24 protein-coding genes are annotated in these 20,061 nt (G+C 76.6%); 8 read left to right on the top strand and 16 right to left on the bottom strand.

What is annotated here, in order from left to right; genetic code table 11:
* Window positions 1-109: 109 nt before the first annotated feature.
* From ACH5AR_RS20620 to ACH5AR_RS20655, 8 genes are all read right to left on the bottom strand, one after another.
* Window positions 110-1,144 carry an aldo/keto reductase gene (locus ACH5AR_RS20620; protein ID WP_396302885.1) on the bottom strand — a complete coding sequence of 345 codons (1,035 nt, stop codon included), beginning with the start codon at window positions 1,142-1,144 and terminating at the stop codon, window positions 110-112.
* Between the two features lie 53 nt (window positions 1,145-1,197).
* Window positions 1,198-2,052 carry a S1 family peptidase gene (locus ACH5AR_RS20625; RefSeq protein ID WP_396302886.1) on the bottom strand — a complete coding sequence of 285 codons (855 nt, stop codon included), beginning with the start codon at window positions 2,050-2,052 and terminating at the stop codon, window positions 1,198-1,200.
* Window positions 2,053-2,172: 120 nt separating this feature from the next.
* Window positions 2,173-2,637 carry a hypothetical protein gene (locus ACH5AR_RS20630; protein WP_396302887.1) on the bottom strand — a complete coding sequence of 155 codons (465 nt, stop codon included), beginning with the start codon at window positions 2,635-2,637 and terminating at the stop codon, window positions 2,173-2,175.
* Window positions 2,638-3,378: 741 nt separating this feature from the next.
* On the bottom strand, window positions 3,379-3,516 hold the full coding sequence (locus ACH5AR_RS20635; RefSeq protein WP_396302888.1) for a hypothetical protein: 138 nt from the start codon (window positions 3,514-3,516) through the stop codon (window positions 3,379-3,381).
* 353 nt (window positions 3,517-3,869) lie between these two features.
* Window positions 3,870-4,280, bottom strand: coding sequence for a sigma factor-like helix-turn-helix DNA-binding protein (locus ACH5AR_RS20640; RefSeq protein WP_396302889.1), 411 nt, complete (start codon window positions 4,278-4,280; stop codon window positions 3,870-3,872).
* 110 nt (window positions 4,281-4,390) lie between these two features.
* Window positions 4,391-5,176: a helix-turn-helix domain-containing protein gene (locus ACH5AR_RS20645; RefSeq protein ID WP_396302890.1), complete on the bottom strand. Its 786-nt coding sequence runs from the start codon at window positions 5,174-5,176 to the stop codon at window positions 4,391-4,393.
* A gap of 18 nt (window positions 5,177-5,194) precedes the next feature.
* A complete protein-coding gene (locus ACH5AR_RS20650; protein ID WP_396302891.1) occupies window positions 5,195-5,503 on the bottom strand; it encodes a hypothetical protein in 309 nt (102 codons plus the stop codon).
* Window positions 5,504-5,959: 456 nt separating this feature from the next.
* A complete protein-coding gene (locus ACH5AR_RS20655; RefSeq protein ID WP_396302892.1) occupies window positions 5,960-6,907 on the bottom strand; it encodes an SDR family NAD(P)-dependent oxidoreductase in 948 nt (315 codons plus the stop codon).
* Between the two features lie 230 nt (window positions 6,908-7,137).
* Here ACH5AR_RS20655 and ACH5AR_RS20660 point away from each other — a divergent pair, with 230 nt between their 5' ends.
* The gene (locus ACH5AR_RS20660) at window positions 7,138-8,070 is read left to right on the top strand and encodes a helix-turn-helix domain-containing protein (RefSeq protein ID WP_396302893.1); all 933 of its coding nucleotides are present in this window, start codon (window positions 7,138-7,140) and stop codon (window positions 8,068-8,070) included.
* Entirely contained in the window at window positions 8,033-8,170 is a 138-nt protein-coding gene (locus ACH5AR_RS20665) for a DUF397 domain-containing protein (RefSeq protein ID WP_396302894.1), read from the top strand. Before ACH5AR_RS20660 ends, ACH5AR_RS20665 begins: the two co-directional genes overlap by 38 nt.
* Window positions 8,171-8,347: 177 nt before the next feature.
* On the opposite strand, the gene ACH5AR_RS20670 is transcribed toward ACH5AR_RS20665, so the two are convergent.
* The 4 genes from ACH5AR_RS20670 to ACH5AR_RS20685 all read right to left on the bottom strand — a co-directional run bounded on the left by ACH5AR_RS20670 (window position 8,348) and on the right by ACH5AR_RS20685 (window position 11,262).
* Window positions 8,348-8,572, bottom strand: coding sequence for a holin (locus ACH5AR_RS20670; protein ID WP_396302895.1), 225 nt, complete (start codon window positions 8,570-8,572; stop codon window positions 8,348-8,350).
* A gap of 229 nt (window positions 8,573-8,801) precedes the next feature.
* Window positions 8,802-9,824, bottom strand: coding sequence for a questin oxidase family protein (locus tag ACH5AR_RS20675; RefSeq protein WP_396302896.1), 1,023 nt, complete (start codon window positions 9,822-9,824; stop codon window positions 8,802-8,804).
* Window positions 9,825-9,990: 166 nt separating this feature from the next.
* Window positions 9,991-10,563 (bottom strand): RICIN domain-containing protein, encoded by a 573-nt coding sequence (locus ACH5AR_RS20680; protein ID WP_396302897.1) that lies wholly within the window; start codon window positions 10,561-10,563, stop codon window positions 9,991-9,993.
* Window positions 10,564-10,605: 42 nt separating this feature from the next.
* Window positions 10,606-11,262, bottom strand: coding sequence for a hypothetical protein (locus ACH5AR_RS20685; protein WP_396302898.1), 657 nt, complete (start codon window positions 11,260-11,262; stop codon window positions 10,606-10,608).
* Window positions 11,263-11,417: 155 nt separating this feature from the next.
* Between ACH5AR_RS20685 and ACH5AR_RS20690 the strand changes: the two genes are divergently transcribed.
* From ACH5AR_RS20690 to ACH5AR_RS20705, 4 genes are all read left to right on the top strand, one after another.
* On the top strand, window positions 11,418-12,515 hold the full coding sequence (locus ACH5AR_RS20690) for a response regulator transcription factor (protein WP_396302899.1): 1,098 nt from the start codon (window positions 11,418-11,420) through the stop codon (window positions 12,513-12,515).
* 128 nt (window positions 12,516-12,643) lie between these two features.
* Window positions 12,644-14,191 (top strand): alpha/beta fold hydrolase, encoded by a 1,548-nt coding sequence (locus tag ACH5AR_RS20695; RefSeq protein ID WP_396302900.1) that lies wholly within the window; start codon window positions 12,644-12,646, stop codon window positions 14,189-14,191.
* A gap of 261 nt (window positions 14,192-14,452) precedes the next feature.
* Window positions 14,453-14,980 carry a hypothetical protein gene (locus ACH5AR_RS20700; RefSeq protein WP_396302901.1) on the top strand — a complete coding sequence of 176 codons (528 nt, stop codon included), beginning with the start codon at window positions 14,453-14,455 and terminating at the stop codon, window positions 14,978-14,980.
* Window positions 14,941-15,216, top strand: a complete 276-nt coding sequence (locus tag ACH5AR_RS20705) for a hypothetical protein (RefSeq protein WP_396302902.1) — start codon at window positions 14,941-14,943, stop codon at window positions 15,214-15,216. The genes ACH5AR_RS20700 and ACH5AR_RS20705 overlap by 40 nt, the downstream gene beginning before the upstream one ends.
* Before the next feature lie 283 nt (window positions 15,217-15,499).
* Here the strand turns inward: ACH5AR_RS20705 and ACH5AR_RS20710 are convergent, their stop codons facing one another.
* The 4 genes from ACH5AR_RS20710 to ACH5AR_RS20725 form a co-directional block, all read right to left on the bottom strand.
* Window positions 15,500-15,964 (bottom strand): MarR family transcriptional regulator, encoded by a 465-nt coding sequence (locus tag ACH5AR_RS20710; RefSeq protein WP_396302903.1) that lies wholly within the window; start codon window positions 15,962-15,964, stop codon window positions 15,500-15,502.
* A 94-nt stretch (window positions 15,965-16,058) separates the two neighbouring features.
* Window positions 16,059-16,451: a RidA family protein gene (locus tag ACH5AR_RS20715; RefSeq protein ID WP_396302904.1), complete on the bottom strand. Its 393-nt coding sequence runs from the start codon at window positions 16,449-16,451 to the stop codon at window positions 16,059-16,061.
* Window positions 16,452-16,952: 501 nt separating this feature from the next.
* Complete coding sequence (locus tag ACH5AR_RS20720; RefSeq protein WP_396302905.1) at window positions 16,953-17,369, bottom strand: VOC family protein; 417 nt, start codon at window positions 17,367-17,369, stop codon at window positions 16,953-16,955.
* A 5-nt stretch (window positions 17,370-17,374) separates the two neighbouring features.
* Window positions 17,375-17,809, bottom strand: coding sequence for a helix-turn-helix transcriptional regulator (locus ACH5AR_RS20725; protein WP_396302989.1), 435 nt, complete (start codon window positions 17,807-17,809; stop codon window positions 17,375-17,377).
* 232 nt (window positions 17,810-18,041) lie between these two features.
* On the opposite strand from ACH5AR_RS20725, the gene ACH5AR_RS20730 reads away from it, so the two are divergent.
* Together ACH5AR_RS20730 and ACH5AR_RS20735 are read left to right on the top strand one after the other, a co-directional pair.
* Window positions 18,042-19,157, top strand: coding sequence for a PP2C family protein-serine/threonine phosphatase (locus ACH5AR_RS20730; RefSeq protein ID WP_396302906.1), 1,116 nt, complete (start codon window positions 18,042-18,044; stop codon window positions 19,155-19,157).
* A gap of 222 nt (window positions 19,158-19,379) precedes the next feature.
* A complete protein-coding gene (locus ACH5AR_RS20735) occupies window positions 19,380-19,958 on the top strand; it encodes a carbonic anhydrase (protein ID WP_396302990.1) in 579 nt (192 codons plus the stop codon).
* Window positions 19,959-20,061 lie beyond the last annotated feature (103 nt).

Here is a 20,061-nt window from a genome sequence, read left to right on the forward strand (position 1 = left end):
GCCGGGAAGCCCGACGCCCGGAAGCCGGGAAGCCCGACGCCCGGAAGCCGGGAAGCCCGACGCCCGGAAGCCGGGAAGCCCGACGCCCGGAAGGCCCGGAGGCGGCGGGTCAGGACCAGGGCAGGACTGCGCGGGTGTGCCAGTAGGCCTCGGCGGGCTCGGCCATGGGGGCGAGGGTGGCGAGGTCGTCCGGGGTGGGGTGCAGGGTGGCGGCGGTGAGGTTGGAGGCGAGCTGGTCCAGGGTGGCGGCGCCGGACAGGACGGTGTCGGCCCAGGGCTGGGCGGCGGCCGCGGCGAGGGCGAGGGCGTCGACGCTGGCGCCGGTGCGCCGGGCGAGGGCGCGCAGCGGGGCGGTGTCGGGGCCGGTGGCGTTGCGGCCGGCGAGGCGGCCGTTGGCCATGCCCTCCTTGACGACGACGAGCCAGCCGGCCGCGTGGGCCTCGGCGAGGGCGGGGGCGGCGGAGGTCTCCAGCAGGTTCCAGGTGGCCTGCACGGCGGTGTACAGGGGGCGGCCGGCGGTGGTGACGGCGAGGGCGCGGCGGATGGTGTCGGCCTGGGCGGGGCCGCTGGTGGACAGGCCGACCCGTACGCCCTGGTCGGCGAGGGCGGCCAGGCGCCGGTGCAGGGCGGGGTCGGTGAGGGCGGGGCTGTCGGGGGTGACGGAGTGGACGAGGTAGACGTCGAGGTGGTCGCCGAGCAGGGCGCGGGTCTCCTGGACCTGGCGGTCGTAGACGGCGGTGGAGTGCTCCTTGACCTCGTGGGCGGCCGTCCCGCCGGTGCGCCAGTCGGCGGTGTAGGTGTAGCCCCACTTGCTGCCGACCGTCATCTCGGCGGCGGCGTCGGGGCGTTCGGCGAGCCACTGGCCGAGGAACTCCTCGGCGCGGCCGTAGGAGCGGGCGGTGTCGAGGTAGCGCACGCCGGCGGCGTACGCGGCGTCGAGGAGGGCGTGGGTGCGTTCGCGCAGGGCGTCGACGGTGCGGTCGGCGGGCAGGTCGGTGTCGCGCCCGAGGTTGATGTAGCCGGGCCGGCCGACGGCCGCCGTGCCCAGCCCGAGGCGCGCGGGGTGCGGGCGCGCGGCGGCGGGGGCGGGGTTCGCCGGGTCCGCCGGGTTCCCGGGGTTCGCGGCGGCGGGGTCGGTCGGCATGGCGGGTCTCCTCGGGCGCGACGGTTCTCACCTGGGACTTTAGCCGCGCGGTGTCAGCGGCCGGCGGTGGTGGCCCGGATCCAGGGGGCGTAGGCGCTCACGTCGGTGTACAGGCCGGGGCCGCCCGCGCAGGGCACGCCGGGGGCGCCGGGCCCGGAGGTGGTGCCGATCAGCTCCCAGCGGCCGCCGCGCCCGCGCTGGATCTGGGGGCCGCCGGAGTCGCCGAAGCAGGCCATGGCGCGCGGGACGCGGCCGAGCGTGCACAGCCGGGTGGGGTCCGCGTAGCCGGGGGCGCAGTCGTCGCGGGTGCCGATGCGGGCGGGCAGTTCCTGGAGGCGGTCGGGGAAGACCATCCTGCCGTAGTCGGTGGTGTCGACGACGGTTCCGAAGCCGAGCAGCCGGGTCGGGGTGCCGGGGGTGCCGGGGTGGTCGGCCAGGCGCAGGGGCCGGCCGTCGGCGGGGCGGTCGAGCCGGACGAGGGCGAGGTCGTCGCGGTTGGGGCGGGTGGCGCCGTCGCCGAACGCGAAGCCGGGGTGGACGACGACGCGGTCGACGGTGCGGACGGTGCCGCCGCTGTCGCGGTGGGCGCTGCCGATGCGCACGGTGCCCTTGAGGGTGAGGCCGGTGTCCTCGGTGCCGACCACGCAGTGGGCGGCGGTCAGCACCCACTGGCGGTCGACCAGGGTGGCTCCGCAGGCGCCGTCGGCGAGTTGGACGGCGCTCAGCGGGAGGGTGGCCATGAAGGGGTAGCGCTCGGTGGAGTCGCGGCCGTTGACGATGGCCGAGGCGCTGCCGCTCATGGCGGTGGCGCCCAGGGCCGCGGCCAGGGCGGTGACGGCGGCGGCCCGCAGGGCGCGGCGGCGGGCGAGGAGGCGGGCGAGGGGACGGACGGTGGTACGGGGCGGCACGGGTGACGGCCTTTCGGTTCGGCTGGTGCGGATGCGACCAGCCAACCGGGCGCCGGCCCGCCGGGACATCCGGCCAGCGGGCGTCCCGGCCTGGGGGTATCCCCCGGGCCGGGCCCCGGGCTACCGGGTGTCCCGCCCGCTCTCCCCCGGCACCGTGCCCGGCACCGCCGCCGGCACGGTGCCGGGCACGCCCCCGGGCTCGGGCCACCCCGAGGAGGAGGTGCGCACCGCCGCGGCCGCCGGCGTGACGGCCGGAGCGACGGCCTGGTCCAGGCGCAGCACGAAGTTGACGTAGTCGTGCGGTTTGCCGGGCCAGTGGCAGTCGTTGCTGGTGAGCAGCCGGCTGCGCAGCCCGCCGTGCTCGGTGAGCGGCCCGGTGGTGGTGCGCAGGTTGGGCTGCCAGCTGCGGCCCCACAGGTGGTGTTCCAGGGACAGCGTCCAGCTCTCCTCCTCCACCTCGATGGCGGCGCCGACCCGGCCGGGCAGCACCCGCATTCCGTACGCGCCGCGGACGACGGCCCGCTGGTCGAAGTCGGCGTTCTTGCCGACGACGGTGATCCGCCACGCGCCGTGGAACCTGAGCACGCCTGCCTCCTGACGCCGTGGCGCCCGCTCCGGCAGAGGGCGCCCCGTCCACGTCTACGGCCGCGCAGCACCCCGGGGCTCAACCCGCCCGCAGGCCGGGCCCGAAACGCTCCGCCTCCGCGCACCCCCGCGTCGCGGCGAGGCGCACCGGGCGGATGCCGGCACTCCGGGTGGTGAGCACCACCGGCTCGCCGGACACAGCACCGGCGAGCCGGGCCAGGGCCGCCGCGCGCCTCCAAGACGTAGCCGGCGCCCCAGCTCCGCGGCAGCAACAGGTCCCCGGGGTCGCCCCCGGCCCTCGGCGGCCTCGGGGGCCGGGGAGCACCCCGGGGCTCAACCCGCCCGCAGGCCGGGTCCGAAACGCTCCGCCTCCGTGCACCCCCGCGTCGCGGCGAGGCGCACCGGGCAGACGCCGGCACTCCGGGTGGTGAGCACCACCGGCCCGCCGGACACGGCACCGGCGCCGGGCCAGGGCCGGTCATCGGGCCTTCGGGCTCGACCACGAAGTGCCCGGGCCGCCGTTCGGGCGCCGTGGGCAGCTCGCGCTCCGCCTCCCCGCGCGGCCGTGGTCCGCCGGGGTGGGTACGTCCCCGCGGTGAGGCGAGCGGTTCGACGGGCACCGGGCAGCCCCGGGGCCCGAGCGCGCGCGGCACCGGCCGCTCGGTCCTGACCGGCTCGGGCGGTCCGGGCACGGTTCCGGGGCCGTCCGTCCGCGCACCCTGGCAACGGGGCACCGGCCGTTCAGCGGCGGGCGGCGGACAGCGAGCGGAGCTGGACGTGCACGGCGGCGGGCTCGGTGCCGGTCAAGTCGGCGACCTCGGCGGCGATCAGGTCCAGGACCAGATACAGCAGCAGGACGCCCTGCTCCGCGCCGGTCAAGTCGGCAACCTCGGGGCACCGGCCCTTCAACGGCGGACCGCCGGCAACGAACGGAAGCCGGACGGGCACGGCAGCAGACTCGACGCCGCTCAGTCGGCGACCTCGGCGGCGATCAGGTCAAGGACCAGATACAGCAGCAGGACGCCCTGCTCCGCGCCGGTCAAGTCGGCGACCTCGGGGCACCGGCCGTTCAGCGGCGGGCGGCCGACAGCGAACGGAACCGGACGTGCACGGCAGCAGACTCGGCGCCGCTCAGTCGGCAACCTCAGTCGCGGTCAAATCGAGGACCAGGTACAGCAGCAGGACGCCCTGCTCCGCGCCGGTCAGGTCGGCGACCTCGGGGCACCGGCCCTTCAACGGCGGGCGGCGGACAGCGAGCGGAGCTGGACGTGCACGGCGGCGGGCTCGGTGCCGGTGAGGTCGGCGATCTCGGCGGCGGTCAGGTCCAGGACCAGGTGCAGCAGCAGGACGTCCTGCTGGGCGGCGGTGAGGTGGGCGAGCGGGCCGAGCGGGCGGGGGCCGGCCTGGGCGCAGACGCGTCGGCGCACCGCCTGCCAGGCGCAGGCGGCCGGGCTGGCGGTGGCCAGGGCGTCGAGCCAGCGGCGGCCGAGGTCCTCGAAGGCGGCGCGCACGGCGAGCGGTGCGTCGGCGGGCGTCAGCAGCAGTTCGGCGTAGCCCAGGTAGTGGCGCCGGTGGAGGTCGTGCAGCGCCCACAGGCCCAGGGCGGGGCCGGGGGCGGCCGAACGGCGTGGTGGTGTCGGCATGGTGGTGTTCCCGAGGTGGCGCGGGTGGGTGCCGGGGCACGGGCGGCGGGGTGCGGCGGGTGCCGGGCCGCGGCCGGGGCGCGGGTGGCGCGTCCCGGCCGCGGGCCCGGTCACACCAGCAACGACGGGTTGTCGTCGGTGCCTTCGCGGCCCGCCGCGGCGGGGTGGGCGGGGCCCTCGCCCCGGTCGGTGGCCAGGCTGGTGCGCAGGGTCGCCCAGAGCCGGAACAGGATGTCCGTGGAGGTGCCGGCGCTGGAGGACTGCATGGCCCGGACGAACTCGCTGGCGTACGTGCGCGAGTTGACCGGCAGCGGGGTGCGGGCGTTGTTCGTCCGGTCCCAGGCCGCCGCCCACTGGGCGCGGCGGGCCTCCTTGATCCCGCAGACCTCCATGTAGGCGAGGAAGACGGGTTTGCGCAGCGGGGCCTCGCCCTTGAGGACCAGGGCCAGCGTGCTGGAGGGCAGGCGTCCGCCGCGGTCGCGGGCGCGGCGGTCCAGCTCCCGCAGGGAGGGCCAGTCCGCCTTGCGGCGCATCTCGTGCATCGCCCGGCGCAGGTCCGCGAAGGAGTCGACCTGTTCGGGGTCGACCCGCCGGGGTGCGCGCAGCCGCCGGCTGCCCGAGGGGCGGGGCACGTGGGCCCAGTAGTTGGCCTGGGACCACTTGCGCCGGGCCGCCTTGAGGTCGCCGCCGCACTCGCGGACGACGGCCTCGACGACCGCCCAGCTCGGCACGGAGCGTCCGCTGGCGGCCCGTTGCAGGGTGGTGGGGTGGTAGTTGGTCAGAGCGGCGAGTTGACGGTACGTCAGCCCGGCCTGCTCGCGCTGCTCGCGCAGCAGGGCGACGAGCCGGGCCAGCGCCGGCTCGGTCGCCTCGATCGGGTTCTCTCGGCGTCCCATCGCAGGCAGGCGTTCTTCCTAGGCCCGCCCCCGTCGGAGTCGTGCGGCCAACAGGCAGCCTCCCGCGGCCAGTTCGAGCGCGGTCCGGGCCGGCATGCCCGCCGCCACCAGGGCCGCGGCCAGCGCGACCGTCAGGACGGCCACGACCACGACGACGACCACGACCGCTCCGCCCGAGGCCCCGAAGGCCCCGAAGGCCCCGAAGTCGCCGGTTGCGCCGGGCCCGGCGGCCGCGGGCGGCCGGTACGGGTGCGGACGCGGCGGGGCGGGTTGCGCCGCCGCGCAGTGGGTAGGGGTGTGGGCACGCTTGTTCCGGTTCCTCGCCATCGAGGAGTCCTCCGTATCACTGTTCGCTCCAACGGCCGGGCACTTGTGCGGTTGGCGTCGCACTGTGTGTCCGGTGGCATCACACTCTGTCAGGCGTATGGGTGAATCCCAATCGGTTCGGCGAACATCGCGCGGATTGATGCGCGACAGTCCCGGTCCCTTCCTGAAATCTTGCGAACGTCCTACCAGAAAAGCGCAGTTCAGCGAATCGAAACCGGATTTTGGTGCGCCTTTGTGCAGCGCGCCCTTGTGAGCCGTCCTGGCCGGGTGTGACGATTGACAGCGGCGTTCACCCGGACCCGCGGGTCCGGAACCCGGGGGCGCTGTTCACTCCAACAACTCGGGAACATCGGCAGCGGGCCGTGTTGGCGCATGGGTCCGTCCGAACAGCAGAGACCGCCCGGCCCCGGTGGCCCGAGCGGTCTCTCTGCGTTCTGCCGGTGCGGCCGGGGTCGCTCAGCGGGCGAACTCCACCTCCACGCCCGTCAGTTCGCAGCTGGCCTGCCACAGGCGCGCGGCGGTGGCGGTGTCGGCGAGGTGGTCCCAGAGCGGTTCGACCCGCGGGGCGCCGCGCAGTCCGAAGGCGCGCGGGCTCCACATCCGGCCGCCGCGCACCCCCGGGTCGAGCACGGCCCGCACGGCGGGCCACGCGGCGGCGTCCTTGCCCTGCACGACGAGGCCGAGCGGCAGGTGGCGCAGCCGCTCGCCGGTGGTGCGGACGTGGACGGGCGGGCGCGAGGGGGTCAGGGAGTCGAGCGCGCCGCCGGGGTGGACGAGGACGCTCAGCGTCGTGCTGCCGGCGGCGCGCAGGCGGCGGTCGAGTTCGAGGGCGAAGAGCATCTGGGCGAGCTTGGAGCGCGCGTAGGTGCGCTTGGGCCGGTAGTCGCGGGTGCTCTGGAGGTCGTCGAGGTCCAGGCGTTCGGACTTGGCGGCGAAGCTGCCGGTGGTGACGACCCGGCTCCCGGGGGTGGCGGCGAGCAGCGGGGCCAGGTGGTGGGTGAGCGCGAAGTGGCCCAGGTGGTTGGTGGCGAACATCAGCTCGTGCCCGTTGACGGTCTCCCGGCGCGGCGGGTGGTCGAGCGCGATCCCGGCGTTGAGGACGACGGCGTCGAGCCGGTCCGGGCCGAGGGCGTCCGCGCAGGCCCGGGGCGAGGCGGGGTCGGCCAGGTCCAGGGGGACGTGCCGCACGTCGGCGCCGGGGACGAGGGAGCGGATGGAGGCGATCGCGGCCTCTGCCTTCGCCCGGTCGCGGCTGCCGAGCACGACCGTGGCGCCGGTGGCGGCGAGCTGCTCGGCGACGAAGTACCCGATGCCCGCGTTGCCGCCGGTGACCAGGAAGCGCCGCCCCTCGGCGCGGGGCAGCCGGTGGACGTCCCACGGCGGGGTCTGGGGTGCGGAGGGCATGGTGGCTCCTGGAGTTCGGGTGGTTCCGGAGCCCCCACTGTCCCGTGGGCCGCTCACATCCCACCGACAGCCCGCTGTCGGGGGGCGCACACGGGGGGCGCGCGCTGACGCTGTGCAAGCAAAAGATCGCATTCCGGTATCAGCGGCCGGGTGTCGGGGACTACGGTGACGCATCGGAACGGAGTTGCGCAGCCCGCAGTACCTGAGAGGTTCGGATGGCCCATCGGCGCTTGGAGAACGGCCTCACATCGAGTCCGGCGGTGGTGTTCGGCGAAGCACTCCGCTTCGGCCGTGAACAGGCCGGCTACACCCAGGAGGAGCTGGGCAAGCTGCTGTACTGCCACCGGGTGGTGATCACCCGGTACGAGAGCGGCAAGCGTTCGATGCACCGGGGCACCGTCGAGCGAGCCGACGAACTGCTCGGCATGAACGGCCTGCTGGTGCGGCTGTGGGAGCGGGTCGACTGGAGGGCGTCGGTCGAGCATCCGGACTGGTTCCAGAGCCACGCCGACTCGGAGGCCGAGGCCGTCGGGGCGCTCGTGTACCAGACCGACTACATGTTCGGGCTGATCCAGTGCCGTGATTACGCCCGGGCGATGTTCGAGGCCGGCGGGACCGGCGAGCGCCCCGGGGTGATCGGGGAACGCGTGGCGGCGCGGCTCGCCCGCCAGCAGCGCTTCCTCGCCGAGGACGGGCCGCAGCTGGTGGTCCTCCTGGACGAGAGCGCCATCCGCTCGGTGGTCGGCGGGCCCCAGGTGATGGCGCGGCAGATGCAGCACCTGCTGGACCTCGCCCGACACGAGAACATCGTCATCCAGGTGGTGCCGTTCACGGCCCGCAGGACGATCATCAACACCTCGATGGTCATCCTGGACATGCCGGACGGCGTGCACTCGGTGTACTCGGAGAACCTCGACAGGGGCAACTCGTGCGACGAACCGACCGTCGTCGCCGGGCACCGGCGGCGCTATGATCGCCTGCGTGGCGAGGCGCTCACGGTGGGCGACTCGCTCGCGCTGATCGCCGAGGCGCTGAAGGGGTTCAAAGATGATGCGGAACGAGCTCGACGCGACCACCTGGCGCAAGAGCAGCTACAGCGGCACGAACGGCGGCAACTGCGTCGAGGTGGCCCCCGGATTTCCCGGTCTCGTCCCCGTCCGTGACTCCAAGGACCCCCACGGCCCCCGCCTCGCCTTCTCCTCCCCCGCCTGGGACGCCTTCCTTACCGCCATCCGGCGGGGCGAGTTCCCGGCCCGGGGCTGACCGGACGGCACACCGTGGGGGGGGGGGGGGGGGGGGGCCCCCCCCCCCCCCCCCGCGCCCCCGCCCCCCCCCCCCCCCGGGGGGGGGGGCCCCCGGGGGGGGCGGCCCCCGGGGCGGGGGGGGGGGGGCCGCCCGCCCCCCCCCCCCCCCCCCCCCACGGCTCTCCCCGGCCCCCGGCTACTCGCGGGGGCGGGCCAGCAGGGCGGCGGAGGCCGGGTCGCCGACGCGGGTGGCCACCGCGCCCTTGAGCACGCTCAGGGCGGCGGGCAGCGCCGCGACCGCCGCCGCCTTGAGCGCGCCGACCGACGTCAGGTCGAACTTGTCGGCCAGCAGCAGGCCGAGGAACGCCGCGGCGTACGTGGCGACGGTGCGCTCGACCAGATCGATGAGGAACTTCCGCATGGCCAGGACTCCTTACACGGTGGAGACGGTGTGGAGGCGGTGAGGTGCACGGCTCCCCCAGCACCCGGCGGGGGGCCGTTCGGCGGGGCGGGGTCGGCGGTCAGGGGGCATGCGCGGCCAGCAGGCATGCGCGGTCGGATGGTTGGCGCCCCTGGGGTACACGTCCGGGCCCCCGGTTTCCGACGACGGCCGAACGCCGGTTTCCACCGCGCTCCTCACGCCGCGCGCCTCACGCCGGGCGGGCGCTGAGCTCCACCGCGCGCAGGGCCGACGCCAGGGCCGGGGCGTCGCCGACGTCCAGGGCGGTGTCCGCCAGCTTGATGACGTGCTCGTCCCCGTGCGCCGCCGCCCGCTCGAACACCTCCTGCCCGGTGAGGGCGCCGGGCGGCGGCACGTAGGCGGCCGGCGCGGCGGGCGCGTACATCGCCGTCACCGCCGCCGAGGCCGTCCAGGCCGCCGCGAGGCTCGCCGGCCACAGCGCGGGCGGCAGCGCGGGCAGCACGCGCAGCACGGCGTTGGGGGCGGTGGCGGCGTGGACGAGCATCGTCTCCTCGCCGTGGCCGTGGGTGGCGTAGCGGTGGGTCGCCGCCCGTACGAGTTCCGCGAGCCGGGCCCGCGCCTCCTGCGGGTCCGTCACCGCGGCGGCGGGCCACACCGGCAGGGCGCTGACGCGGCCGAGCCGGTCGGGGAAGCCGCCCTCCCGCGGGGCGAGGAGCGGCACCGCGTCGAGGGCGGCGGCCGCGCCGTCGGCGCCGGGCAGGCGGGCGGGGGCGGCGAGGGGGCGGTGGCGGGCGGCCCAGTAGCCGAGGCCGTGGGCGAGTTCGGCCAGCCGGGGGCCGGTGGCCTGCGCGGCGAGGAGCGTGCGCACGGCGTGGCCGACCCGGATCACCGGGTGCGTGGAGCCGCCGTACAGGCCGGGCAGCAGCCGGGGCCACCACCGGGCGAGCACCTCGCGCCAGGGGTGCTCGGCGAGTTCGCGCCCGAAGTGGTCGATCCAGTCCGCCGCCCGGGCCGGATCCCCCAGTGCGGCGGGCCAGGCGGCGGCCGTGACGGGTGCGACGCGGGGCGGGAAGTCCTCCAGCTTGCGCGCGTACCCGTCGAGCCAGCGGTGCACCACGCGGGCCTGCCCGTGGGCGGCGAGGGCCTCGACGGCCATCGGCGCGTGGTTGGTGAGCCGCCCGAGCCGCTCGGGCCCGCAGGCGTGCAGCCGCAGGAGTGCCTCGTCGAGGATGCCTGTCGTATCCGTGTCCACGGCAGGGAGGGTAGGCGGCGGGCCGCGGGCGGCGTAACGGTCCGCGGTCCTAGGTCGTGTCCTGGGCCGCCGGGGCGGGGGTGCCTGGGTGCCGTGCGTCGAGGGCCGGGCGGGGGCGGTGTCGGGGGTGCGGGCGGCGCCGCCCCCGCCCGGCGGGGAGCCGCGGCTACCAGACCTTTTCGAGCGCGAACAGGTCGGCCTGGAACTTCGCCTGCACGACGTGGCCGGCGCGCTGGTCGCTCTGGAGGACCAGCCAGCTCTGGCTGTTCTGCGCCTGGAACGCGACCAGGTTGGTGCCCGGGATGCTCCTGCCCCAGAACACCTCGCGCGGCTCCCAGTTGCACTCCTCCGTGATCAGCCAGGTGCCGTCTTCGATGTGCCCCTGGTCCATGGCCACGCACCACCAGCGCATGTGGTCCTTGAACTTGTAGAACCTGGCCCCGGGGTTCCGGGGGTCGTCCTGGGAACAGACCTGGAACTGCTGGTTGGCGTTGTCGGTGCTCTTCCACTCGTACTGGACGATCGAGCCGTGGTCGTCCCGGCTCTTCGACACGTCCCACACCATGTTGTACGGCGTGCGGATGCGGTACCCGCCGCCCTCGCAGCTGTAGCCGTCCATCGGGTCCGCCGCGGACGCGGTGGGCGCGGCGACGGTCAGCACCGTGCCGAAGGCGGCGACGGCGCCGAGTACGGCGCCGGCGCGCCGGGCGAACCTGCTCCTGTGCTTGGTCCTGGCCATGGTGGTTCCCCTCCTGGTCGTGATCGGGCGGGCAGGGCTGGGTCAGCTGGTGCAGAGCTTCTGCTGGGCGGCCCACCGCACGGTTCCGGCGGGCATCGCGACCGTGCACTCGACGGTGCCCTCGTCGATGTCGCCGAAGGTGGTGTAGCGGCCCGTGCCGGTCTGGCTGGCGTTGACCCAGTAGCCCGTGCCCGGGCCCGAGCGGGCGCACAGGTAGCGCGACCACTCGCCGTCGACCCGCAGGGCGCCGCGGTAGATCCCGTAGTGGCCGGGCGCGTTGAGGTTGATGACCCTGGTGAGCTCGGTGGTCCGGGTGCTGGCCCGGTCGGTGGCGACGTGGAAGCCGACCTTGACGCCGACCTCCGCCAGGGTGGACTTGTAGCCGGAGTTGAACTCGAAGCTGTTGTTGATGCTGGTGGTGATGGAGGTCAGCTCGGTGAGCTTCCGGGTCTGCTGCCCCGTCGTCCCGGGCGCGACGTTGAAGGACTGGTACTCGGTGACCACCGGGGTGACGGTGGCCGAGGTGATGTCGTCCCAGATCTTCTGGACGTCCGGGTTGCAGGTGGCGGCGGGCGGCGGCACGGCGTGCGCGGGCACGGCGCCGAGCCCGAGGCCGGTGACCGTCAGGACCGCGGCGGCGAGGCCGGTGGTCAGCGCGGAGCGCCGACGGTTGCGGATGGTCGGGGGCCGAGTGGTCACGAAGGGATCCCTCCGGTAGGGGTACGGTCTCGAACCGACTACCGGGATCCTCGGCTGTGACCCGGCGCGGTTTCCATCCCAGCGGCCTGGGAGGGGGCGGGGCCCCGGCGGCCGGCGCGTGGGCCGGTGGTCGGTGTGCGTGCTAGCTTTCGGCCATGGGTTTACGCGGGGCACGCGGGGCGGCGGCGCGACGGGCGATCGAGGGGCTCCGGGAGCTCGCCGCGGCGGGCCTGACGGCCGAGGAGGTGTTCCGCGGGGCGGACGAACTCCTGCGCGGCGTCCTGGAGTACGACGCGGTCTGCTGGCACTCGGCGGACCCGGCGAGCGGTCTGGTGACCTCGGTGCTGAGCGACGACCTCAGCCTGGACGGGTTCGAGAACGCCGTACGCCTGGAGGTGTGGGCGGACGACGTCGCGACGTTCCCCGGGATCCGCCGCAGCGGCGTGCGGGCGGAGACCCTCAGCCGGGCGACCGGCGGACGGCCGGCGGACAGCGCGCGGTTCCGGGAGCAGATCGGCCCGGCCGGTTTCGGCGACGAACTGCGCGCCGTCTTCGACGCGCACGGCGGCATGTGGGGCTGCGCCGCGTTCATGCGGGCCGCCGACCGGGGGCCGTACCTGGCCCGGCAGCGCGAACTCGCCGGCCTCGCCGCGCGCCACCTGGGCAACGCCCTGCGGGCCTGCCACGTCCCGTCGCCGGCCGGGCAGCGCGAGGGGGAGGCGGACGGCGGGCCGGCGGTCGTGGTCCTCGGCCCCTCGAACCGCCCGTTCGCGCTGTCCGGCCCGGCGGAGGACCTGCTCGGCCGCCTGGCCGATCCGAGCCGGACCTCCCTGGGCGTGCCGACGGCCTTCGCGATGGCCGCCGAGCAGGCCCGCCGGGCGGCCTGCGGCCTGCCGGTGCCCCAGTCGAAGATCCGGGTGCAGGACCGCGACGGCCGCTGGTACGTCCTGCACGGCTCGGCCCTCAAGGGCGGCCCCGAGGGCCAGGTGGCGGTGGTGGCGGCCCCGGCGACGCCCGCCGACGCGATGCCGCTCCACCTGTGCGCCTACGGCCTGACCCGGCGCGAGCAGGAGGTGGCCCTGCTGCTGGTGCGCGGCTGCGACACCCGCGACGTCGCACGGCTGCTGGCGATGAGGCCGTACACCGTCCAGGACCACCTGAAGTCGGTGTTCGCCAAGACCGGCGTGGCCAGCCGCCGCGAACTGGTCGCCCGCGTCATGCTCGGCGGTGCGGCGTCCCGGGGTGCCCCCTGAGCGCAGGGCGCTCCCCCTCCGGACCGGGCGGAACCGGCCCTTCCTGACGCCGTGTCACATAGCCTGGCCCGCACGCCCTCCGGGCCCGTCCGGGCCCCGCCGGGCCCTACCGACACCGAGGAGACGACATGACCGCTCTCCGCCGCCGCGCCGCCGCGGCCGCCCTCGCCCTCACGGCCGGCCTGACCGCGGCCGCCGCCACCGCACCGGCGCACGCCCAGGCCCCCGCCCGGGGCCTCGACCGCTACTACCAGCAGCGCCCCGCCTGGCACAGCTGCGTCCAGGGCCCGGACGACCAGGACGGCGCCGCGCTGGAACGGGCCGGCGCCCGCTGCGCGGAGGTCACCGTGCCGCTCGACTACGGCGCCCCCGGCGGGCGCACGATCACGCTGGCGCTCTCCCGCATCAAGGCCACCGACACCCGCCACCGGATCGGCACGCTGCTGCTGAACGACGGCGGGCCCGGCAGCGCGACGCTCGGCGCGCCGCCGCGGGTGCACGCCGCGCTGAAGGACACCGCCGCCCGCTTCGACATCGTCGGCCTGGACCCGCGGTTCGCCGGCCGCAGCACCCCCCTGGACTGCCACTGGCCGATCGGCTACGACCTCACCTCCTCCGGCGTCGGCCGGGCCTCCTTCGAACGCCAGGTCGCCTTCCAGCGGGACCTGGCGAACCGGTGCCGCTCGGCCGCCGGGGACGTGCTGCCGTACACCAGCACCCGCGACGCGGCCCGGGACATGGACGTGGTGCGCGGCGCACTGGGCGAGCGGCGGATCTCCTACCTCGGACTGTCGTACGGCACCTACCTCGGCACGGTGTACACCCAGATGTTCCCCGGCCGCGCCGACCGGGTGGTGCTGGACGGCGCGCTGGCCCCGGCCCACGCCGGGCCGGCGCTGCTGCCCAACATGGTGGCGGACAACGAGCGGGTGTTCGCCGACTGGGCGGAGTGGGCCGCGCGGCGCCACGGCACGTACGGGCTGGGCAGCACCCGCGAGGAGGTGGTCGCCGGGGTGCTGCGGACGATCGCGGCGTCCGCGGTGCACCCGCTCGTCCTCGGCTCCGGCGCGGACGCCTTCGAGCTCGACGACACCCGGGTGCCGCTGATGCTGTTCGGGAACCTCGCGGGCGACTCCGACGCCGAACGGGCGGCCCTGGCCGAGCTGATGGTGCTGCTCGCCGAGGCCGCGGCGGGCCGGCCGGTCACCCCCTCGGCCGACACCACCGCCCTGCTGCGCTTCCTGTTCACCCCGCAGGGCTCGCCGGTCGGCAGCATCTCCCAGGCCATCCTGTGCGCGGACGGAACGGCGCCGCGCGACCCGGAGGAGTACTGGCGGCTGATCGAACGCGACCGCGCCCGGTACCCGCTGTCCGGCCCGCTGGTCGACAACATCACCCCGTGCGCCTTCCTGGACGCCCCGCGCGAGGCGCCCACCGAGGTGCGCCGCGACGCCCGGGCGCTGATCGTCGCCGCCACCGGGGACCCGCGCACCCCCTACCGGGACAGCGTCGCGCTGCACGGGCTGCTGCCCTCCTCGCGGCTGCTGACCCTGCACGGCGCCGACCAGCACGGGCTGTACGGGACGTACGGCAACGCGTGCGTGGACGACGCGGTCAACGCCTACCTGGCCGGCGGACGGCTGCCGCAGGCCGACCTGTCCTGCGACCGGGCGTAGCCGGGCGGCGGTCCCCCGAGGCGGGCGCGGCGTGGCCGGGCGCAGCACGGCGGACGCAGCGTGGCCGGGCGCAGCACGGCGGACGCAGCGTGGCCGGGCGCAGCACGGCGGACGCAGCGCGGCCATGCTGCGCCCGCGGTGGATGCGCCCGGCAACCGTGCGGGCACGGAAGGGAGTTGGGCGCGGGAGCGGATTGCGGTGCGGGCCGCGGGCGGGCCAGGGTGCGGGGCGGAGGCGTGCGATGCGACAGGACCCCTGCCGGTGGAGAAGCTGCTGAAGGACGTGGCCGTGAGCCTGCTGTCCCTCGCCGTCCTGGCGGTGGGCCGGGTGGCCGACGGCGCGCGGGGCCTCCGGGCGGGCTCCTGGCCCACCGAGCGGCGCAAGCGCGCGCTGGTCGGCTCCCCGGCGGCGCGGGCGGCCCGGGCGGCGGAGCGCGAGCGGATCCGGGCACTGGTGGCGGCGCTGGGGGCGGTGGAGGGGGTCGAGCACCTGCTGACCCAGGTGCTCGACCAGTGCGTCCGCCCGTCCTCCCAAGGCCCGGACCACCCCCGGGGCACGCTGCTGGTCTGCCGGATCCACGCCCGCGCCCACTTCGTCGTCCGGGGGACGTCCTGGGGGCCCTGCGGCGGATCGACGCGGCGGGCGTGGCGCGGTGGCGGGCCCACGGCCGGGGGCCGGACCCGCACGGGAGCCTGGAGCACGCGCTGCGCTGGTACCGCGGCGGCGGCGTCGACGCCCACGGCCGGCGGATGGACTCCCCGTGCCTGTCCGGCCCCGGCGCACGGCTGATCTGGGACTGCCCCGGGTTCCGGCCCCGGGGCCCCGTCCCGGCGGGCCCCTACCCCGGCCCGCTCTCCGGGTGCGAGCGGACCCCGGCGGACGCGGACGCGGCGCTGCTGCGGCGGGAGGCCCGCGCGGACGGGCGGCGCGTGGTCCTGGAGGTGGACTTCGGTGCGGACCGGGTCGGTTACTGCCAGTACCACAAGGTGGCGCGCGGCGGGTTCCTGGGGCGCGGGCGGGCCTGAGGAGCAGACGGGGAAGTGCGGGGCGGTGCGGGGAGGGCGGCGGGGGCCGGGGCCGTCCGGGCGCCCTCCCCCGGTCAGCCGCGGCTCAGCACTGGGGGCGGCGGCCGTGGTTGGCCCCGCGCCTGGCCCTGGCCTTCTTCTTGCGGCGGCGCTTGGACGACATGGCCTCTCCTCTCCCTCGTGCGAGCGGGACGCCCCGGCGGGGGCGTCCCCGGGCTTCCACCGTTCCACACCCGGGCGGCCCCGGCCCGTCGAGCGGCCGGCGCGGTGCGCGCGGGGGCCGTCAGTCGGGGAGGTTGCCGTTGCCGCCGAGGTTCGCCACCATGCGGCGCAGCACGTTGACCGTGGTCACGAACTCGTCGGTGCCGATGCCCTGGTGGGCGCGTTCGCTGACCTCCAGGTTGCGCTCGCGGGCGCGCAGGCGCCCGGCCTCGCCGTCCTCGGTCAGGGCGAGGGCCCCGTCGGCGTCCTCGGTCAGCCAGCCGCGGGCGGCCAGGTCGTCGAAGACGGCGTCGAAGTCGGTGCCCTGGTCGTCGTAGGGGGCGAGCCGCTCGGTCAGCGTGGCGCGGGTCCACCCGCCGGGGCGGCCGGCCGCGTGGTTGAGCGTCCACCAGTGCGGCTGGGTGAGGCCTTCGACGGCCAGCTGCACGCGCAGGCCCTCCACCACCAGGCGGCGGTAGACCTCGCCGGTCCAGGCCCCGATGGGCTGGGCGGCGATGATCTGCGGGTCGTAGGTCTTGATGGTCACGTCCGGTGCTCCTTCGGCGGTTCGTCAGGACGCGACCGACCGTAGGACCTCAAGCCGCCTTGAGGTCAAGGGCGCCCGCCCGGTCCGGCGCCGGTCAGCCGATCACCGCGTCCACCTCCACCTCCACCAGCCACCGCTCGTCGATGAAGCGGGTCACCTCCACGAAGGTGGCGGCCGGGCGGATCTGCGCGAAGCGCTCGCCGTGGGCGCGCGCGGCCTCCCGCCACTGGCTCATGTCGGTGAGCATGACGCGGGTGCGCACGACGTCGGCGAGGGTGGCGCCGGCCTCCTGCAGGGCGGCCTCGGCGATGTCCAGGCAGCGGAGGGTCTGGGCGTGGACGTCGCCCTGGCCGACCGTCGTGCCGTCCTCGCCGATCGGGGCGGTGCCCGCGACCGCGACGTGGTTCCCCTTGCGCACGGCCCGGGAGAAACCGATCCGCTTCTCCAGGGGCGAGGCGGAACTGACTGTCTGTCGAGTGCTGTCCATCGCACCATGGTGCCGCACCGGGGCACCGCGGGGGCCTTCCGCCTGCGCGAACGCCCCGCGCGCCGCGGCGGCCGGCCGCAGGCGCCGCGGCGTCGAACGGCACGGTCTCGCCCTGGTCGGCCGGCCCGCCCGGGCCGGCTGCCCGGCGGGGCCGAGGCCTCCCCTGGCCTGCGCTGCGCTTCCCCGGTCCACGGCCGCCACGCCACCGCCGCCCGGCGGCGCCGGCCGGAACGCCGACCGGCTGCTCGTCGGCGGGCCCGCCGCCGGGGGCTTCGCCTTCGGTTCCTCCGGCCGGTTCCGCCTCGGACGCTCCGGCCGCGGCCGGGTCGCGCCGGTCGGCGAACCCGCCGCCGCGGGCGGCTTTTCTGCGCCGCCTGCACCCGCTGCGGGTCGAACGGCCACGCCCCCGGGCAGCGCCCTGGCGGTCCGCCCGGGCCGGGGACACGGACACCGCCCTCCCCCGCGGCCCGCTGCCCGTCCGCGGCGCACGGCGGCCGGCGGCTACCGGGGGCGCGGCTGGTTGAAGCGCAGCATGTTGCCGGACGGGTCGCGGAAGGCGCAGTCGCGCACCCCGTACGGCTGGTCCATCGGCTCCTGGAGGACCTCGGCGCCGGCCGCGCGGATGCGCTCGAAGGTGGCGTCGCAGTCGTCGGTGCGGAAGATGACGCCGCGCAGCAGGCCCTTGGCCAGGAGCTCGGCGGCGGCCCGGCGGTCGCTCTCGGAGGCGTGCGGGTCGGCCAGCGGGGGCTCCAGGACGATCTCCACGCCGGGCTGGTCGGGGGAACCGACGGTGACCCAGCGCATGCCCTCGAAGCCGACGTCGTTGCGCACCTCGAAGCCGAGGACGTCCCGGTAGAAGGCCAGGGCCCGGTCGTGGTCGTCGACGGCGATGAAGCACTGCGCGAGTTCGATGCTCATGGCCGTCACGCTACGGGAGCGGCGCCGGGGCCGCCGTCCTGGACCCCGCCGTCCCGGGCCCCGCCGTCCCGGGCCCCGCCGTCCCGGGCCTGCGGGCGGCGCACCGGGCGGGTGCGGATCCTGGCGACGCACGCCGGGATCGCCGCGCCCTGCCCGTGGTCGCGGGCCCGGTAGGCGCTGGGGCTCTCCCCGACCAGCTCGGTGAAGCGGGTGCTGAAGGAGCCCAGCGAGGTGCAGCCCACCGCCATGCACACCTCCGTCACGCTCAGGTCCCCGCGCCGCAGCAGCGCCTTGGCCCGCTCGATCCGGCGGGTCATGAGGTAGGTGTACGGGGTCTCGCCGTAGGCGGCGCGGAAGCTGCGCGAGAAGTGCCCGGCGGACATCAGGGCGGTGCGGGCCAGCGCCGGCACGTCCAGCGGCTGCTCGTACTCGCGGTCCATCCGGTCCCGGGCCCGGCGCAGCCGTACGAGGTCGTCGAGCGAGGGGGAGGAGGGGGAAGGTGTGGGCGCCACACCGGCCACCGTACCCACGGTGGCCGACACCCGGCTCCCCGCGCCCCCGCGCCCCCGCCGTCCGGCCCCGCCTCCCCCGCCCGGCGCAGCCCGCTCGCGTCCGCCCCGCGGCGCCGCCCACCCTGGAGGGACGGCCGGACGGCGGAGAGGGCGACGGGCTTTGGACGGCGAGGAGCAGCGGTCCGACTCCCCGCGTGCGCCCCGCAACGGGACGGTGGCGCTGGCCGTGCCGGCCGTGACCGCCGCCGTGCTGCTCGTCCAGGCGGCCACCGGCGCCGGCTCCCGGCTGGTCCTGCAGCTGGTGCTGCTGCCGGCGCTGCTGGCGGGCCTGGGGACCGTCGCCCAGACGGTGGCCGCCTCGGTGTGGGTGACCGTCGTGATCGTGGTCCACTCGGTGCTGTTCCCGCCGGGCGACCTGTCGGCCCGCCTGGGCACCCTGCTGGTGGTGGTCGCCGCGCAGGCCGCGGTGATCGGGCTGTGCGCACGGCGGGTGCGGCGCGAGCGGCAGCTGTCGCGGTTGCGGCACAGCGCCGTCGCCCTGCAGCGCCAGCTGCTGCGCCCGCTGCCCGTCGCCACCGCCCACGTGCGCCTGGACGGGCTGTACCGGCCGGTGGAGCAGGACGCGATGGTCGGCGGCGACCTGTACGACGTCGCGGACACCCCGCACGGCACCCGGGTGCTGGTCGGGGACGTCCAGGGCAAGGGCCTGCCCGCGATCGGGACGGGCTTCGCGGTGCTGAGCGCCTTCCGGGAGGCGGCCTTCCGCGAGGAGCGGCTGTCGGCGGTGGCCGACGCCCTGGAGGCGGCGGTGGAGCGGCACAACGCCTACGCGGCGCAGAGCGGCGAGCAGGAACGGTTCGTCACCGCCACCGTGCTGGGCGTCCGCCGCCCCGCCGGGGACGCCGGGCCCGTCGAGGTGCGGGCCGTCAACTGCGGCCACCTCTCCCCCTACCTGCTGCACCCGGACGGACGGGTGGAGGCCGTCGCCCTGGAGGCCGGCCTGCCGCTCGGGCTCGCGGCCCTGGGCGGTGGCGGGCCGCGCCCGGTGCGGCGCTTCGCACTGCCCGGGGACGGCGTGCTGGTGCTGCTCACCGACGGCATCACCGAGGCCCAGGACGCCTCCGGCGCGTTCTACCCCGTCGAGCGGGGCCTGGCCGACCTCGCCGCCGTGCCCGCCGAGGCGCTGCCCGAGGCCCTCGACCGGCGGGCCCGGCGCTGGGGCGGCGGGCGCAGCCGGGACGACGTCACCGTGCTCGCCCTGCGCCCGGCCGGGTAGCGGGGGGGCGCGGGCCGACGGGGGGCGGTGGTGTGCGGGGGCGCGCGGGGCGTCCCGTCCACCGGATGGGGCCGTCCGGCCCTTGACCCCCGGCTGCGGGCGCCACCTGCGGCGATCTAGGGTGCTGGCATGATCCCCACACCGATACCCAGTCCCGAGCCCGGCCCCCTCGACGGCCCGACCGACGACTTCCTGACCGACCCCGCCCAGGCGCTGCGGGTGATGATGCAGGGCAACGCCCGGTTCGTGGCGGGCAGCCCGGAGCACCCCAACCAGGACGCCGGGCGCCGCGCGGCGCTCGCCCCGGCGCAGCGGCCCTTCGCGGTGCTGTTCGGCTGTTCGGACTCCCGGCTGGCCGCCGAGATCATCTTCGACCGGGGCCTGGGCGACCTGTTCGTGGTGCGCACCGCCGGGCACGTCACCGGCGCGGAGGCGCTGGGCAGCATCGAGTACGGCGTGAGCGTGCTGGACTGCCCGCTGGTGGTGGTGCTGGGGCACGACTCCTGCGGTGCGGTGGCAGCGGCGCTGGACTCCCTGGAGCAGGGGCAGCTGCCGGGCGGGTTCGTCCGGGACGTGGTGGAGCGGGTGACGCCGAGCGTGCTGTCCGCCAAGGCGGCGGGCATCGAGGACCGCGACGAGATCGTGGACGAGCACATCCGCCAGACCGTGGACCTGCTGGTGGAGCGTTCGCAGGCGCTGGCGGCGCGGATCGCCGAGGGGAAGGTGGCCGTGGTGGGCCTGTCCTACCGGCTGCGCGACGGCCGGGCCCGGCTGGTCTCCGCCCGGGGGCCGGTGGGCTGACGGCGGCTTCCAGCGGCCCCTCGGCCCCCGACCGGCCCGCGCGGCCGGGGGCCGGGGGCCGGGGGGCCGCGCCCGGGAGGCGGCCGTCCCCGGGGGGCCGGGA

It is taken from the genome of Kitasatospora sp. NPDC018619, assembly GCF_044391605.1.
Lineage (GTDB): Bacteria > Actinomycetota > Actinomycetes > Streptomycetales > Streptomycetaceae > Kitasatospora.

Excerpts from the sequence above, each read along its gene's own strand:
- ACH5AR_RS20620 (WP_396302885.1), bottom strand. The coding sequence starts at position 1,144 with ATGCCGACCGACCCCGCCGCCGCGAACCCCGGGAACCCGGCGGACCCG.
- ACH5AR_RS20640 (WP_396302889.1), bottom strand. The coding sequence starts at position 4,280 with ATGCCGACACCACCACGCCGTTCGGCCGCCCCCGGCCCCGCCCTGGGC.
- ACH5AR_RS20645 (WP_396302890.1), bottom strand. The coding sequence starts at position 5,176 with ATGGGACGCCGAGAGAACCCGATCGAGGCGACCGAGCCGGCGCTGGCC.
- ACH5AR_RS20650 (WP_396302891.1), bottom strand. The coding sequence starts at position 5,503 with ATGGCGAGGAACCGGAACAAGCGTGCCCACACCCCTACCCACTGCGCG.
- ACH5AR_RS20655 (WP_396302892.1), bottom strand. The coding sequence starts at position 6,907 with ATGCCCTCCGCACCCCAGACCCCGCCGTGGGACGTCCACCGGCTGCCC.
- ACH5AR_RS20670 (WP_396302895.1), bottom strand. The coding sequence starts at position 8,572 with ATGCGGAAGTTCCTCATCGATCTGGTCGAGCGCACCGTCGCCACGTAC.
- ACH5AR_RS20680 (WP_396302897.1), bottom strand. The coding sequence starts at position 10,563 with ATGGCCAGGACCAAGCACAGGAGCAGGTTCGCCCGGCGCGCCGGCGCC.
- ACH5AR_RS20690 (WP_396302899.1), top strand. The coding sequence starts at position 11,418 with ATGGGTTTACGCGGGGCACGCGGGGCGGCGGCGCGACGGGCGATCGAG.
- ACH5AR_RS20695 (WP_396302900.1), top strand. The coding sequence starts at position 12,644 with ATGACCGCTCTCCGCCGCCGCGCCGCCGCGGCCGCCCTCGCCCTCACG.
- ACH5AR_RS20705 (WP_396302902.1), top strand. The coding sequence starts at position 14,941 with ATGGACTCCCCGTGCCTGTCCGGCCCCGGCGCACGGCTGATCTGGGAC.
- ACH5AR_RS20715 (WP_396302904.1), bottom strand. The coding sequence starts at position 16,451 with ATGGACAGCACTCGACAGACAGTCAGTTCCGCCTCGCCCCTGGAGAAG.
- ACH5AR_RS20720 (WP_396302905.1), bottom strand. The coding sequence starts at position 17,369 with ATGAGCATCGAACTCGCGCAGTGCTTCATCGCCGTCGACGACCACGAC.
- ACH5AR_RS20725 (WP_396302989.1), bottom strand. The coding sequence starts at position 17,809 with ATGGACCGCGAGTACGAGCAGCCGCTGGACGTGCCGGCGCTGGCCCGC.
- ACH5AR_RS20735 (WP_396302990.1), top strand. The coding sequence starts at position 19,380 with ATGATGCAGGGCAACGCCCGGTTCGTGGCGGGCAGCCCGGAGCACCCC.